The organism is Streptomyces sp. MB09-02B, assembly GCF_033794485.1.
Taxonomy (GTDB): domain Bacteria; phylum Actinomycetota; class Actinomycetes; order Streptomycetales; family Streptomycetaceae; genus Streptomyces.
On sequence record NZ_JARGEE010000218.1, the window covers coordinates 1 to 15,292 of the forward strand.

Here is a 15,292-nt window from a genome sequence, read left to right on the forward strand (position 1 = left end):
TTCCCGTCCCATCCCCAGGGGCTGCGCCCCTTCGACCCCCCAGCCGTCCGTCCGGTGGGGGCTGGTCGCGCGGTTCCCCGCGCCCCTGAAAAGAGGCCTGCGGCCCTTCCGGGGCGAAAAGAGGGCCGGGGGAATGCCACCCCGAAGCCGAAGGTTGCCCACCCCGGGGACCGAGAACCGTACGGGCGTACCCTGGTGGACGCCGAAGAATCGAATGCACAGGGAGCCGATGTGTCCGCAGTCGCACCCGACGGACGCAAGATGCTGCGCCTGGAGGTCCGGAACAGCCAGACCCCCATCGAGCGCAAGCCCGAGTGGATCAAGACCCGGGCGAAAATGGGCCCCGAGTACACGAAGATGCAGGGGCTCGTGAAGAGCGAGGGGCTCCACACCGTCTGCCAGGAAGCCGGATGCCCCAACATCTATGAGTGCTGGGAGGACCGCGAGGCCACCTTCCTCATCGGTGGCGACCAGTGCACCCGGCGCTGCGACTTCTGCCAGATCGACACCGGCAAGCCCGAGGCCCTCGACCGCGACGAGCCCCGCCGCGTCGGCGAGTCCGTCGTCACCATGGACCTGAACTACGCCACCATCACCGGCGTCGCCCGCGACGACCTGGAGGACGGCGGCGCCTGGCTGTACGCCGAGACCGTGCGCCAGATCCACCAGCAGACCGCACAGCGCGCGGACGGCCAGACCAAGGTCGAGCTGCTGGCTCCCGACTTCAACGCCGTCCCGGAGCTGCTGGAGGAGGTCTTCGCCTCCCGCCCCGAGGTCTTCGCGCACAACGTCGAGACGGTCCCGAGGATCTTCAAGCGCATCCGCCCCGGTTTCCGCTACGAGCGCTCCCTGAAGGTCATCACCGAGGCCCGTGACTACGGTCTGGTCACGAAGTCGAACCTGATCCTCGGCATGGGCGAGACCCGCGAGGAGGTCAGCGAGGCGCTCAAGCAGCTGCACGACGCGGGCTGCGAGCTGGTGACCATCACGCAGTACCTGCGCCCGAGCGTCCGACACCACCCCGTGGAGCGCTGGGTCAAGCCGCAGGAGTTCGTCGAGCTGAAGCAGGAGGCCGACGAGATCGGCTTCTCCGGCGTGATGTCCGGCCCGCTGGTCCGCTCCTCGTACCGAGCCGGCCGCCTCTACCAGATGGCCGTCGAGAAGCGCGGCGCCTACGTCGCTTCGCAGGCCGTCTGAGCCCTGTGCGACCCCTCTGTGACCCCCTGCGTGACCCCGCCCGACCCCTAGGCCGAATGGCACGGAGTGCCACCCGATTCGTGTGAATCTGAGCACAAGAGGCTACTCGTCGGTAATGGCCGATTGACCGCGGTCCTGACCGTCCTCGCAGATGAGGGCAGTGTCAGGGCCGCGTCGAGGTTTAAAAGCCGCGTATCAAGGCTTCACTGGCGTTTGACCAGCCGGTCACGCCCTGGTAACACCAATCAGTGACCCTGGTTTCACGCCCGGTACAGGGTCCTAGCCAGACAGCCATCCCGAGGGGGGACCTCCCATGCAGGCCGCGCCCGTTCGCGCCACAGCGATTCCGTCGTTCACCGATGCACTCCGTGCCGTCGAGTCGCTGCTCATGAGCAGCGGTCAGCGCACCGCCCGCCGCAACGCCTGGACCTCGGTCCTGGAGGACCGCCGCCGCGCCAAGGACCGCGTCGAGACCGAGCGCGTCCTGGAGGCGGCCGTCGGCTCGCGCACCTCCTGACGACAGCCGCCGCACCACGCCGGCCCCGCCGCCGCCCGGCGCCGCTTCCCCAGCGCAGCCGCCGGTCCCCGGTCCCCACCGGCACCGCCGTCGTCCGCACTTCCCCGGACACGTAGACTTCGTGCCATGGCGAGGAAGGAACCCGCAGCGGACGCTGCGAACCCCGGGCGACTCAAGCAGATCGCTCTGACGTACAAGATGACCCGCAGGGCCGACAAGAAGATCGGCCTTGTACTCGCGGCTGTCGGAATCATCACCTTCGGTGTCTTCCTCGCGATCGGTTTCTTGATCGGTCACCCCATCTATCTCGGCATCCTGGGCCTCCTGCTCGCCTTCCTCGCGACGGCGATCGTGTTCGGACGGCGGGCCGAGCGGGCCGCGTTCGGGCAGATGGAAGGCCAGCCGGGTGCCGCGGCGGCGGTCCTGGACAACGTGGGCCGTGGCTGGACCACGACGCCCGCGGTGGCGATGAACCGCAGCCAGGACGTGGTGCACCGGGCCGTCGGCAAGGCCGGCATCGTCCTGGTCGCCGAGGGCAACCCGAACCGGGTGAAGAGCCTGCTGGCCGCCGAGAAGCGGAAGATGGCCCGCATCGTGGCGGACGTCCCCGTGCACGACCTGGTCGTGGGCACGGGCGAGGGCCAGACCGAGCTGAAGAAGCTCCGCACGACCATGCTCAAGCTGCCGCGCGTCCTCTCCGGCCCCCAGGTGACCGCCACCAACGACCGGCTGCGCGCCATGGGCGACCTGATGAGCAACATGCCGCTCCCCAAGGGCCCGATGCCCAAGGGCATGCGCATGCCGAAGGGCGGCCCGAAGGCCCGCTGACGACATGAGTACGACGATGGGGGGCGCCCGGACCGTTCCGGGCGCCCCCCATCGTCGTACGGGTCGCACGCGTGGTCGCACGCGCGCGAAGGCCTCAGATCCTGACCTCGACCGTGCGGGCCAGCCGGTCGTGCAGGCCGCGGCCGTCGCGGTCCCAGACCAGGGCGGGGATGGCGAGGCAGAGCAGGGCCGTGCGGACGGCGGCGCGCCAGGGGTTCACCGTGCCGGTGTCCTGGGCGACGACGCGGAGGCCGAAGAGGCGCTTACCCGGGGTGAAGCCGATCGTGCCCAGGGTGAGGACGTGCAGCAGGAAGAAGATGAGCAGGGCCCAGTTGCTGGTGACCTGGTCGTAGCCGTCGGTGATCAGGCCGTATGCGATCAAGAGGCACAGACCCCAGTCGACGGCGAGGGCGCCGAGACGGCGGCCCGGGCGGGCGATGGAGCCGGACCCCTCCTCCGGCAGACCGAGCTGCTCTCCCCTGTATCCGAAGTCGACTCCGGCCGCCTCCGCGGCTTCGCGGGGGCCGGAGAGCCACGATCCGATTGCTTGCCTCTTGTCCACCCGACCACGGTACTGCGACCGTTCTGCCATACGGACAGGTGGGGTGCGGGGCGGGATGTCCGGTTAACTTGTGCGAAACAAATGGGTCACGTACGAGAAATCACCCGTCCCTAGTGTCGAGAACAGCGTGTGCCACCGCACTGGCCGCACGAACGAACTACCACCCCGGCAGGAGACGTCGGGAGTAGGAGGAGCTGGATGTTCCAGAACGCCGACGAGGCCAAGAAGTTCATCGCGGACGAGGACGTCAAGTTCGTCGACGTCCGCTTCTGCGACCTGCCGGGTGTGATGCAGCACTTCACGATCCCGGCCGAGGCCTTCGACCCGGCCGAGGAGCTCGCGTTCGACGGCTCCTCGATCCGCGGCTTCCAGGCCATCCACGAGTCCGACATGGCGCTCCGCGCCGACCTGTCCACCGCGCGCGTCGACCCGTTCCGCCGCGACAAGACGGTCAACATCAACTTCTTCATCCACGACCCGATCACGGGCGAGCAGTACTCCCGTGACCCGCGGAACGTGGCGAAGAAGGCCGAGGCGTACCTGGCCTCGACCGGTATCGCCGACACCGCGTACTTCGGTCCCGAGGCCGAGTTCTACGTCTTCGACAGCGTGCGCTTCAAGACCTCGGAGAACGAGTCCTTCTACCACATCGACTCCGAGGCGGGCGCCTGGAACACCGGTGCGCTGGAGGACAACCGCGGTTACAAGGTCCGCTACAAGGGCGGTTACTTCCCGACCCCGCCGGTCGACCACTTCGCCGACCTGCGTGCGGAGATCTCCCTGGAGCTGGCCAAGTCCGGCCTCCAGGTCGAGCGCCAGCACCACGAGGTGGGCACCGCCGGCCAGGCCGAGATCAACTACAAGTTCAACACGCTGCTCGCCGCGGCCGACGACCTCCAGCTCTTCAAGTACATCGTGAAGAACGTGGCCTGGCGCAACGGCAAGACCGCGACCTTCATGCCGAAGCCGATCTTCGGTGACAACGGCTCGGGCATGCACGTCCACCAGTCGCTGTGGTCGGGCGGCTCCCCGCTCTTCTACGACGAGGCCGGTTACGCGGGCCTGTCGGACACCGCCCGCTACTACATCGGCGGCATCCTCAAGCACGCCCCGTCGCTGCTGGCCTTCACCAACCCGACGGTGAACTCGTACCACCGCCTGGTGCCGGGCTTCGAGGCCCCGGTGAACCTGGTCTACTCGCAGCGCAACCGCTCCGCTGCCATGCGTATCCCGATCACGGGTTCGAACCCGAAGGCCAAGCGCGTCGAGTTCCGCGCGCCCGACTCCTCCGGCAACCCGTACCTCGCCTTCTCGGCCCTGCTCCTCGCGGGCCTCGACGGCATCAAGAACAAGATCGAGCCGGCCGAGCCGATCGACAAGGACCTCTACGAGCTGGCCCCCGAGGAGCACGCGGGCGTCCCGCAGGTCCCGACCTCGCTCCCGGCCGTCCTCGACTCGCTGGAGCGCGACCACGAGTTCCTCCTCCAGGGCGACGTCTTCACGCCGGACCTGATCGAGACGTGGATCGACTACAAGCGCGCCAACGAGATCGCCCCGCTGCAGCTGCGCCCGCACCCGCACGAGTTCGAGCTGTACTTCGACGTGTGATATCGCCCCAGGTCAGAGCGGGTTTCCGCTCCCCTGGGCCGTGTGTGGGCCGTCGGCCGTGTTCTTCCCACTCCGGGAAGGGCACGGCCGGCGGCCTTTTGCGCTCAGGATCCGGGAGACACGCCCTTGCCGAACACCGAGTCGATGGCCCGGCGCGCCCGGTCCCTGCTGTGGGACGCGTAGTAGTGCCGTAAGGCGTGCATGCCGTGCTCACGCGACGGTTTGAACCGCTCCCCGGCGCCCGCTCCGGGATGCCGCCGCCAGCAATCAGGGCGGGCTTCCACCGGTACATGTTGAAGTAGTTCCTGTTCAGCGCCTTACGCTCCCGCGAGTAGAACAGCAATTGCGCTGTGACCGGCGGGCCGTCCGGGGTCTTCCACGGCAGAGCGACGTCGACAGGGGGCCGGCGGGTGACATGTGCGGCGAGCCCGGCTGGACGGGAAGGCGACGTTCCTCTACATCACTGGACTCAGCACGGCGGGCCTGGACACCGGATGTCGACACGGTGTGCCTTGGTACGTGAGGAACCTCGGCAGTCAGCTTGTCGCCGCGCTTGCTGACTCGGAAACCTCACTACGGCTGGCCTGGCGCGCGCCCTCGAAGGTGTGGCGACTCCGCACCCTGAATGCGACCTCGGCAACCCCGGAACACTTTCGGCAACGGTTGCGATCTTGCGGCAGCGAGAAGAGTACCTAGACCATCTGGTCTTGGCAGACTCCCCCAGCGTGCTTGACGGCCCTCGGGGCTTTTCCGTGATCACTGACCTGCGGGTGGATCAGATCCTCCCCGAGTTGAAGGCCGAAGTCGCTCGGCACGAGACCCGTACGGCGGGGCACAAAGAGGCTCTGAGGAACTTGGTGTGCGCACAGAGAGCGACCCTCCACACGGCGACTGGATATTGGGTCGCAGCCGCCAGCCGCGAAGCGGTGGAACACGCGCTGACTGGCAGCGTTCCCAGCGAAGAAGTACGCGCCGCCGCCCTGCTCTCCGACGGGGCGGCCTGTCTCGTGACGGACTACGCCATGGCGACGTGGCCCGAAGTCTTCGCGACGCTTCGAGCCGGGGGACCGCGAGAGTTGATCGATACCGTCCGCAAGGTGGAGGCCACTGACCCCAGGGGACAACGGTGGCCGAGTGAGGGAAGGGGCCTGCCCCGGCGGCGGGGGGTGCCGTCGGGGCCGGATCCTGTCTGCGTCCGTTCCTGTGTCCGTCAGCCGGCGGCCCACACGTCGAAGGGGATGTTGGCGGCGGGGCCGTTCTTGGCCGCGTTGAGCTCGTTGTTGTAGCGGCCGTCCTTCAGCGGGAAGTTGGCGTTGCCCCAGGTGGCGTTCTGCATCCGGCTCTGGAGGTTCACGCCGTTGAAGCCGGCCGGGAACCTGTTCCAGGTGACCAGGCGCGGGAAGTCCCAGCCGCCGTCGCCCCAGGCCTCCGCGGTCTCGCCCCAGTCGGCGAAGCGGAAGGAGTGGGTCCCCCAGTCAAGCACTTGGCCCTCCTTGTGGTAGACGACCTTGAGACGGGCCCCGTCCCTCGGGACATCGCTCCAGTTCTTGGTCGTGTAGTCGCCGTGGTGGGAGACGGACGCGTACGAGGGCGTGCTCGCGCCCTGCCGGATCCAGATCACGGCGGCTTCCCAGTCGTGGCGGTGCGACGTGCTGGTGCATGCAGCGCAGGACATGTCCTTCTCGAAGTACAGCGTGTAGATGATCGCGCACCAGCCGTTGTTGCACTTGGCCCGCGAGTAGGTGTTGGCCTTGCCCAGGTGGCCGTCGCGGCACTGGCCGGTGATGGCTCCGCTGTCGTCGAGGCCGCCGTTGAGGTTGCCCCACTGGTCGATGGCGGCGACCGGGAGACAGCTGTCCGTGTCGTAGTCGAAGACCGGCTGGAAGGTCTTCTGGAACGTGGTGGTGCTCTCGGGCAGGGGGGTCAGTACGCCGGCGTGGGCGCTGCCGGTCAGCCCGATGGTCAGCGCGGCGGCGCTGGCCGCGACGAGCGCGAAACGCCCGAGGCGGCCGAGGCGGGACTTCCTGCTCTTCAGTGCTTGGGACATCAGCGGTTCTCTCCACTTGCTCTGCGCGGGGACGCCGGTGATCCGGCTCTGCGGGGCAGAGGCTGCTCAGCGGCGGGGAACGCCGGCTGATCCGGCTTGACGGGACAGAGACTGACAAGCGGAGATTTGATCGACACCTACTTTCACCAGGGCAATCAAATCCGGCCCACGGTTCCGGATTGTTCGGCGGCACGTACCGCCGCTGTCATCAACGCCACACTTTGCGGCCGCAGGGTTCCGGCTGGTCAGCGGGATACGTATGTTGATTCCTCCGACCCGGCTCACCTGATGTATCGAAAAATGCCGTGAGTGTCGGAAATCTCGTAATAGTTCGGAAATGGGTAGGCGTATGGGGCGTCCGGAAAGAGCCATTGACCCGACGGCCGGCCCCGTCCAGCTGCTCGCCCACCGGTTGAGGGAGTTGCGCGGAGCCGCCGGCAACCCCTCGTACCGGGCGATGGCCGAGGACGCCGGATTCTCGGCGACGACCCTGTCCCAGGCGGCGGCCGGGGAGCGGCTGCCCTCGCTGGCGGTCGTCCAGGGGTATGTGAAGGCGTGCGGCGGGGACCCCGGCGAGTGGGAGGTGTACTGGAAGGAGGCCGAGGCGGCGGCCGCGGCGGTTCCCGTGGACGACGAGAAGGACGCGCCGCCGCCGTACCGGGGCCTCGCCCGCTTCGAACCGGACGACCACGAGCTGTTCTTCGGCCGCGACCGGTTGGTGGCGGAGGTGTGCGAGCTGGTGACCGCGCACCGCTTCGCCGCCGTGTTCGGCGCCTCCGGCAGCGGCAAGTCCTCGCTGCTGCGCGCCGGGGTCGTCCCCCGGGTGCGCGCGAGCATCGCGCGGCGGGAGGGCGCGGCGGTGCTGCGGGTGTTCACGCCGGGCGCCCGACCGGCCGAGACGTATGAACACCTGCTGACCCCGGCGGCGGACGAGCCGGAGAGCTGGGTGGTGGTGGACCAGTTCGAGGAGGTCTTCGCCCTCTGCCGGGACGAGGCGGAGCGGGCCCGCTTCATCGACCTGCTGCTCACCGCCCGGGAACCCGGCTCCCGGCTGCGGGTGATCATCGCCGTACGCGCCGACTTCTACGCCCGCTGCGGCGAACACGCGGAACTGGCGAACGCGCTGAGCCGCGCCGGGCTGCTGGTCGGCCCGATGAACGCGGACGAACTGCGCGAGGCGGTGGTGCGGCCCGCGCAGGCGGTCGGTCTCCTGGTGGAACGGTCGCTGGCCGCGGCGGTCGTCGAGGAGGTCCTCGACCGGCCCGGCGCGCTGCCCATGCTCTCGCACGCGCTGCTGGAGACCTGGCGGCGCCGCAAGCGCCGCATGCTGACGACGGCCGCGTACGAGGCGGCCGGCGGGCTGGGCGGCGCGATCGCGGCGAGCGCCGAGGAGGTGTACGGGCAGCTGTCCGCGTCGCAGGCCGCCGCCGCCCGGCAGCTGCTGCTGCGGCTGGTCGAGCCGGGCCGGGGCACCGTCGACACCGGGCGCCCCCTGACCCGGGCCGAACTCCTGGAGTGGTCCCACCCCGATGTGCACGTGGTGGTGGAGCGGCTCGCCCGCGCCCGGCTCCTGACCGTAGACGAGGAGGGCGTACGTCTCGCCCACGAGGCGCTGATCAGCTGCTGGCCCCGGCTGTACGGCTGGGTCGAGCAGGACCGCGAACGGCTGCGCCACCACCGGCAGCTCACCGAGGCCGCCCGCGCCTGGCTGGAACACGACCGCTGCCCCGGCACCCTCTACCGGGGCACCCGGCTGGCCCGCGCCGAGGAGGTCTTCCCTGGCCACCGCCGTGACTTCGCGCTCACGGAGGTCGAACGGGACTTCCTCACCGCCGCGTTCGACGCCCGTGAGGCGGAGCGCCGGGCCGCCGCCCGCTCCACCCGCCGGTCCCGGACACTGATCGGCGCGCTCTCGGCCGTCCTCGCCGTGGCGTTGGTCGCGGGCCTCGCCGCCTGGGGGGAGCACGACGACAACCGGCGACAGCGCACGCAGAACACCGCCCGTCGCATCGCCGCGGTGGCCGACGGCCTGCGCACCACCGACCCCCGGGCCGCCCTGCTACTGGGCGCCGCTTCCTGGCGCATCGCCCCGCTGCCCGAGACCCGCCGGGCTCTCCTCGGTTCCCTCACCCAGCCCGAACTGGACTCCTTCAGCGACCCCGCGACCGGGTACCGCTCCCAGCGCTTCCTCGCCGACTCCGGCCGCACCCTGCTCAGCGTCGACGACCGCGCCTGGGAGACCTGGAACCTGGCCACGCGCCGCAGCACCGGCTCCGGCCGCCTCCCCGAGGGCGAGGTCCAGGCGGCCGGCCCGGACGCCCGGATCCTGGCAATCGCCGGTACTGACGGCCGTATACGTCTGTGGGACACCCGTGCCGCCCGCTGGACCGACGGCGAGCCACTGCCGCCCGGCCACCACGCGTTCGCCTTCGGCGCCGACGGCTGGGGTTATGTCGTGGCCGACCCCGGACCCGACGTCGGCTCCGGGGCTGACTCAGGCTCCGGCTCCGGCTCCGGACCCGGCCGCGTACGGCTGCGGTCCGTGGCGGGCGGCGAGGTGTTGTTCGAGACGCGGGAGGCCGGTCCGACGAACGTGGTGCCGAGCGCCGACGGCCGGCTGGTGGCCGTGTGCCCCGTCGGGAAGGCCCCGCAGGTCCGGGAGATCGGCACCGGACGTGTGCTGCCGGGCTCATGGGAGGGGGCCCAGGGCGTCTGCGATGCCGACTCGGCGCTGGTGTTCGGCGCCGGCGCCCAGCTCGCCGCCGTCTCCGAGGACGGGGTCCGGGTGTGGGACATCAACTCCGGACGCCCGGTCGCCGAGATCGGCGACCCCGGTGTGCGGTACGCCTCCTTCAGCCGGGACGGCAGGTTCCTGGCGACCGCCGGTGCCGCCGACGAGATTCGGGTGTGGCGGCTGTCGGACCCCGCCGCGCCCGTCCTGCGCCACCCCCTGCACAACCAGCAGCTCCACGGCGACCTCGCCTGGGACCCCGGCTCGCCCGTCCTGCGCTACCTGGAAGGCAGTACGGTCCACACCCTCGACCTGGTGACGACCGTCACCTCCGCCTGGCGCGACCGGCCCATGGGCGCGCTGCTCAGCCCGGACGGCCGGGTGTTCGCCACCGCCGAACGATCCGGTGCCGGCTACCAATTCCAACTGCGCGACACCGAGGACGGCCGCCTCGTCCGCACCCTGCCGCCCCCGCCCCCGCTCATGTCCCGCTCCCGCGTCGGGGAGCCGGTCGACCCTGGGGACACCGTCCCGCAGATGGCGTTCAGCCCCGACGGCGGCAGGTTCGTCTACGGCGTCTCCGCACCCGGCCTACAGGCCGCTCCCCAGCGGTTCACCATCTGGGACCTGACCCGCGACCGCGAACAGACCGCGCTGGACCTGGCGACGACCGAGTCCGGCACGGCGGTGACCACCCTCGCCCTCACCCCCGACGGCCGCACCCTCTTCACCGGCCGCACCTCGGCCGCCGGCAAGCTGAGCGCCGAACACTGGGACACGGCCGACCGTCGCCGGACGAAGGTCGCCACCGGGCCCGGTCTGGCGGGCACCCGCTTGAACCTCTCCCCGGACACCGAAATGATCGTCGGCGACAACCGCGTCTACCGCCGGAGTACCGATCGGAGCGTCGCGCTGGACCTCGTCCAGGGCGACCACACCAGCGCCATCGCCTTCAGCCCCGACGGAAGCCGCGTGGCGGCGGGCGACCTCACGGGCCGGGTCGCCCTGTGGGACGGTGCCCTGCGCCGCCGCGCCGGAGTCCTGCGCAACGTCTTCCCGGCCCCGCTCGGCGACACCCCCGAGGCGGTCAGCGCCCTCGCCTTCAGCCCCGACGGCCAGACCCTCGCCGTCGGCGGCGACGCCGGCACGATCCAGCTCTGGGACACCACCACCCAACAGCCCCTCGGTGACCCGCTCCCTTCCCCCCGCGAGCCCATCGCCTCCCTCGCCTTCAGCCCCGACAACGCCACCCTCTACGCCGGCGGCGGCCACGTCCCCCTCCACCGCCACCCCGTCGACCACACCCGCGCCATCGCCCACGTCTGCGCCCGCGCCGGGAACGAGGACCTGACGAGGAGCGAGTGGGACACGTACGTACCGGACGAGCCGTACCGACGGGTGTGCGACTGAGGGGCAGCGATCGGCGGTCAGTGAGGGTGAGCGGGTGAACGGGTCATTGGGTCAGCGACCGAACGTACCGCGTAGTGCCGGCTGTTCCGCGACGGCCGGCTCGCGACGGCGAGGGAGCCACCCCCTGGGGAGCGGCGCCCTCGAAGACCCTCGGTCCGCCGTGGTGGTTCAGCGCAACTCAAGCCCTGGTCGGCACCGTTGGGCTTGGGCCGTCTGTGGGCCGTCCAAGGGTGGCCAGCGACGACAGACAACGACAGCATCCGCGCTGGTTTAGAGCGGAGGAGCAAACCCGCACCCGAGGTCGCGGCACCGGGGCATCACTTCTTCGACGTGTGATCGACGCGTAGTCCGTACGCTTTCACGGCGGCGCCCCCGTTCCCGTTTCTCGGGACGGGGGCGTCGTCGTATGGTTCTGGCACGGCTGTTCGAGAGAAATGACGGGGAGACGTGGGGATGCCCGAACAGGACGACGAAGAGCGGGAGTTCGACATCAAGTGGGCGGACGGTGCCGAGCACAAGGAGCCCTCCGCGCGGGCGCGGATGCTCGCGGCCCGCTGGAAGGAGAACCCGCCCGCACCGCAGCCCTTCCGCGCCGATCCCGGGCCGAGGGAGCCGCGCCGGTCGTCCTGGGTGTCGACGGTGATCGTGTTCGGATGCGTGGCGGGGCTGATCGCGCTGATCGGATACGTCAACTATCGGTCCTCGTACTGAGGGTGGGCATGCGCGAGGACCTCCGAGGCGGGGGCGAGGCCGCGCTGCGGCTCGTGCGGGGCGGGGAGCTGCGGGACTCGGTCGACTTCACCGCCCCGGGCGCCTGGCTCGACCTGGACGCGGGCACCCGCTGCTGGGTCGGCCGGGACCTGCTGCCGACGCGGGACGAGGTGGAGGGCCGACGCACCTGGCTCGGCGTCCTCGCCCGCCGGGCGGAACCGACCGAGGCGCGGCTCGCACTCGCCCTGTGCCACCACGACGGCAGGGTGCGTGAGGCGGCGCTGCGGCCTGCCACGGCGTTCCCGGATCTGATGCCGCTGGTCGTCGTCCGGGCCGCCGACTGGGCCGGGCCGGTGCGGGAGCGTGCCCGCTCCCTGCTGCGTGCGGCGCTCGACGCGGGCGCGGCGGTCACCCTGGCCCCGCTGATCCTGCTCGTCGGCCGTCGCGACCGGGGCGCCTTCGCCGTCGGGCTGCTCACCGGGGTGCTCCGCCGAGCCCCGCTGGACCGGTTCGCGCCCCTGTTCACGGCCCAGGACCCCGCCGTCCGCCGCTTCGCCTACCGGCTGGCGATCGAGGAACGGCTCCTCTCCCCCGCCGGGCTCGCCCGTGCCGCCGCCCTGGACAGCGACGTCGTCGTCCAGGACCTGTGCGCGGACGCCGCGCTGGCCGCCGCCGTACCGGCGAAGTCGTACCACGACGTGCTCGGACCCCTCCTCGGCGCCCGCAACCCCCGCGCCCGCTCCGCCGGGGTCACCGCGCTGCGGCGGGCCGGGCGGCCGGAGGATGCGGTGGCGTTCCTGGGCGACCGGTCCGCCCTGGTACGGGCCTGCGCGCGGTATGTCGTACGGCGGTACGGGACCGATCCGGCGCCGCTGTACCGGGCCTGGTGCGCGGCGGCGGACGACCCGGCGTTGCGGCCGGGGAACGTCATCGGGCTCGCCGAGTGCGGGGAACGGGCGGACGCAGGGCTGCTGCGGCCGCTGCTGGCCCATCCGGCGCCCGGCGTACGGGCCCGTGCCGTGGCGGCCCTGCGGCTGCTGGACGTGTCCGACGTACGGCTGCTGCGGCCCCTGCTCGACGATCCCGAACCCGGGGTCGTGCGCGAGGCGACCGCCGCGCTGTTGCCGGCGGCGGAGCGGCTGCCCGAGGAGTGGCTGGCGGAACGGCTCGGGGCCGAGCGGCCACGGCACGCGCGGGTGGCCGCCTTCCGGTTGCTGGACGCGCGCGGTGGCGTCGTACGGCTGCGGGCGGCCGTCGCGCTGCTGGACGACGCGGACGACAGACTGCGGACCTGGGCCGGGCAGTCCGTGCAGGGGTGGCGTCCGTCGGCGGAGGTGCGGCTCGGGGACCCGGAGGTGGGCGAGTTGCTCGATCGTGGCCGTCACCTTTTCAGCGACCACGTCCTGCGGTTGCGGTGCACGATGCCGGATGGTCCGCGTGCACCAGCATGCTGAAGTACAAGGCGGAACGGTACGGACGCACCCTGGTCACGATCGGCCGGTTCACCCCGACCTCGCAGACCTGCTCGACCTGCGGCGCCGTGGACGGGCCCAAGCCCCTGAACGTGCGGGAGTGGACGTGTGGCGCCTGCGGCACGGTCCACGACCGGGACGTCAATGCCGCGATCAACGTGAAGACGGCCGCCGGACTGGCGGCATCGGCCTGCGGAGTGCCGGTAGGACCGGGAGTGATCCCGGCACAGCGCGAAGAAACAGGAAGCCACGGATTCCCGACCGGAAACCGTGCCGCGTAGTGGCACGGCAACCAGTCGAGGAAGGCCAGAATCCTCGGGCTTCAGCCCGAGGTGCAAGTCAATCGTGGCTGGTCTCCCGGCGGGACCCGGGTGACCTGCCCGCGCTGGTGAGCGATCTGCACGCGGTCAACAGCGCCTTGGAGGGCGGCGGGTTCGGGCCTCAACTGCTGTGCTCGGTCGTCCGTTTCCGCCGTGCGGGCGGGAGTGGGGACGGAGGCGGGCGCGTCGGTGAGGGTGACCGTGACGGGGTGCGGCTGGGGATCGTCTATTTCTACAAGCGCGGGACGTTCTATCCGTTCGCGCTGCTGCCGGGTGGCGGGCAGCGGCGCGACAACGGGCTGGAGCTACGGGTTCGGGCGGTGCTCGGGGACGAACTGCGGGTCGAACCCGAGCTGAGCCGGTGGTTCCCGGTCTGGGGTGCCCCGGGGCTGTGACCTCGACCCCGGGACACCCTTACTTGTTGCTCTTGTCGCGCTCCTGCCGACGGGTCTCGAAAGGCCGTTCGCGGCGGTAGCGGCGCTCCCACTTCGCCTGCTGGTCACGGCGATCGCGGTACGCGCGGTAGGAGGCGGGCTGGGCCGAGCCGCTGCTCGCCGGGGGACCCGACGAGGACGCCGCCGAGCCTCCCCCCGCGCGGCCGTAGCGGACGTACAGGTAGAGCAGGGCGACTGCGGCCAGCCAGAGGATCTGGTTCGAGAAACCCATGACGACCAGAACCGCGGTCGCCGAAAGGATCAAGGTGCCCATGACGGGACTCCTCGGGGCGTGGCGTGGGTGATGACTGTGCGGGGAAGAGTGGTCCCGGGGCCGGAAAGTGGTGCCCGTCGTGCACGGGCCCGGCGCTCCGGGGGCCTTCGCTCCGCGTTTCCAGGATGCTCGTGTGACGGGTGCGGGGGCATCCCATTTATCGGGAACGCCGGCTTCTTGTCGGAGACGCCCGCTCCTCGTCGGCGATGCTGGCCGCATGACATTCGACGATCAGGAGTGGGCAGCGACCCGCGCGTGGGTGGCCGAGCAGCTCCCCGCGGGCCGCTCCGTGCGGAACTCGACCGATCTGCGCGGCGGTTGGACGTCGCGGATGCGTCGGCTGGAACTCGACGACGGTACGGATCTGGTCCTGCGGTCGTTCGTGAAACCGTTCTTCCGGCTGCACGCGCCGGGGCTGTTGCGCCGCGAGGCCGACATGCTCACCCTGCTCGCCCGCCACGACGACATACCCGCGCCCCTCCTGCACGCCGTCGACCCGAGGGCCGAACTCGCCGACCACCCCTCGCTGTTGATGTCGCTGGTGCCGGGGACCGTGCGGGTCTCGGAGGACGCGGACCTGGAGAGCCGGCTGGACCTGCTCGCCGGGCTGCTCGCCCGGATCCACGCGGTCGTACCGGAGGAACGGCCTCGCACCTACCAGGCCTGGACCTCGCCCGAGCGGGTCACCACGGCCGGCGGTCCCCTGTGGGAACGGGCCGTGGACGTGATCCGGCGGGAGGCGCCCGCGTACGAGGGGTGTTTTCTGCACCGGGACTTCCATCCGGGGAACGTGCTGTTCACGGGCGCGGGCGCGCGTGGTGATCTGCGGATCGGCGGGGTGGTCGACTGGGTCGAGACCTCGTGGGGGCCCGCCGATCTGGACGTGGCGCACTGCTCGACAGCGGTGGCGCTGCTGTACGGGGCCGCGTACGGGACGGGGTTCCGGGCGCGGTACGAGGCGCGGGGCGGACGCCCGCTGTCGCGGGACCGGGACCACGCGTACTGGCTGCTGCTGGACGCGCTCGCGTACGCGCCCGACGCGGAGAAGCTGGCGGGGCCCTGGCGGGAGCTGGGGCGCACGGATCTGACGCCGGAGGTGCTGGGGGCACGACTGGAGGCGTACGTGAGCGGGGTGGTGGAGCGGTACGCCTAGGAGGGCCAGGGACGGTACGCGTAGGGAG

Annotated in this window: 11 protein-coding genes and 2 pseudogenes; 10 read left to right on the top strand and 3 right to left on the bottom strand. The window is 71.1% G+C overall.

The window, feature by feature from the left end:
• Positions 1-231 precede the first annotated feature (231 nt).
• From lipA to P1P70_RS26760, 3 genes are all read left to right on the top strand, one after another.
• Positions 232-1,197 (top strand): lipoyl synthase, encoded by a 966-nt coding sequence (lipA, locus tag P1P70_RS26750; protein WP_239753576.1) that lies wholly within the window; start codon positions 232-234, stop codon positions 1,195-1,197.
• A gap of 313 nt (positions 1,198-1,510) precedes the next feature.
• Entirely contained in the window at positions 1,511-1,714 is a 204-nt protein-coding gene (locus P1P70_RS26755; protein ID WP_319242054.1) for a hypothetical protein, read from the top strand.
• Positions 1,715-1,840: 126 nt separating this feature from the next.
• Positions 1,841-2,542: a DUF4191 domain-containing protein gene (locus P1P70_RS26760; RefSeq protein ID WP_033527459.1), complete on the top strand. Its 702-nt coding sequence runs from the start codon at positions 1,841-1,843 to the stop codon at positions 2,540-2,542.
• 94 nt (positions 2,543-2,636) lie between these two features.
• On the opposite strand, the gene P1P70_RS26765 is transcribed toward P1P70_RS26760, so the two are convergent.
• Positions 2,637-3,104: an RDD family protein gene (locus P1P70_RS26765; protein WP_319242056.1), complete on the bottom strand. Its 468-nt coding sequence runs from the start codon at positions 3,102-3,104 to the stop codon at positions 2,637-2,639.
• Positions 3,105-3,302: 198 nt separating this feature from the next.
• Here P1P70_RS26765 and glnA point away from each other — a divergent pair, with 198 nt between their 5' ends.
• Complete coding sequence (gene glnA, locus P1P70_RS26770) at positions 3,303-4,712, top strand: type I glutamate--ammonia ligase (RefSeq protein WP_319242058.1); 1,410 nt, start codon at positions 3,303-3,305, stop codon at positions 4,710-4,712.
• A gap of 1,210 nt (positions 4,713-5,922) precedes the next feature.
• Here glnA and P1P70_RS26775 read toward each other — a convergent pair.
• Entirely contained in the window at positions 5,923-6,759 is an 837-nt protein-coding gene (locus tag P1P70_RS26775) for an NPP1 family protein (RefSeq protein ID WP_319242060.1), read from the bottom strand.
• A 349-nt stretch (positions 6,760-7,108) separates the two neighbouring features.
• Between P1P70_RS26775 and P1P70_RS26780 the strand changes: the two genes are divergently transcribed.
• The 5 genes and pseudogenes from P1P70_RS26780 to pspAB form a co-directional block, all read left to right on the top strand.
• Positions 7,109-10,900 (top strand): hypothetical protein, encoded by a 3,792-nt coding sequence (locus tag P1P70_RS26780; RefSeq protein ID WP_319242062.1) that lies wholly within the window; start codon positions 7,109-7,111, stop codon positions 10,898-10,900.
• 453 nt (positions 10,901-11,353) lie between these two features.
• The gene (locus P1P70_RS26785; RefSeq protein WP_319242064.1) at positions 11,354-11,611 is read left to right on the top strand and encodes a hypothetical protein; all 258 of its coding nucleotides are present in this window, start codon (positions 11,354-11,356) and stop codon (positions 11,609-11,611) included.
• 8 nt (positions 11,612-11,619) lie between these two features.
• The gene (locus tag P1P70_RS26790) at positions 11,620-13,065 is read left to right on the top strand and encodes a hypothetical protein (RefSeq protein ID WP_319242066.1); all 1,446 of its coding nucleotides are present in this window, start codon (positions 11,620-11,622) and stop codon (positions 13,063-13,065) included.
• Positions 13,005-13,364, top strand: a pseudogene (locus P1P70_RS26795) (RNA-guided endonuclease InsQ/TnpB family protein); the annotation flags it as partial. The gene P1P70_RS26790 and the pseudogene P1P70_RS26795, both read left to right, overlap by 61 nt.
• Before the next feature lie 23 nt (positions 13,365-13,387).
• Positions 13,388-13,798: pseudogene (gene pspAB, locus P1P70_RS26800) on the top strand (PspA-associated protein PspAB); the annotation flags it as partial.
• 19 nt (positions 13,799-13,817) lie between these two features.
• On the opposite strand, the gene P1P70_RS26805 reads toward pspAB, so the two are convergent.
• Positions 13,818-14,111 (bottom strand): hypothetical protein, encoded by a 294-nt coding sequence (locus P1P70_RS26805; RefSeq protein WP_319242069.1) that lies wholly within the window; start codon positions 14,109-14,111, stop codon positions 13,818-13,820.
• 217 nt (positions 14,112-14,328) lie between these two features.
• Here P1P70_RS26805 and P1P70_RS26810 point away from each other — a divergent pair, with 217 nt between their 5' ends.
• Positions 14,329-15,264: a phosphotransferase family protein gene (locus tag P1P70_RS26810; RefSeq protein WP_413471552.1), complete on the top strand. Its 936-nt coding sequence runs from the start codon at positions 14,329-14,331 to the stop codon at positions 15,262-15,264.
• Positions 15,265-15,292: the final 28 nt, after the last annotated feature.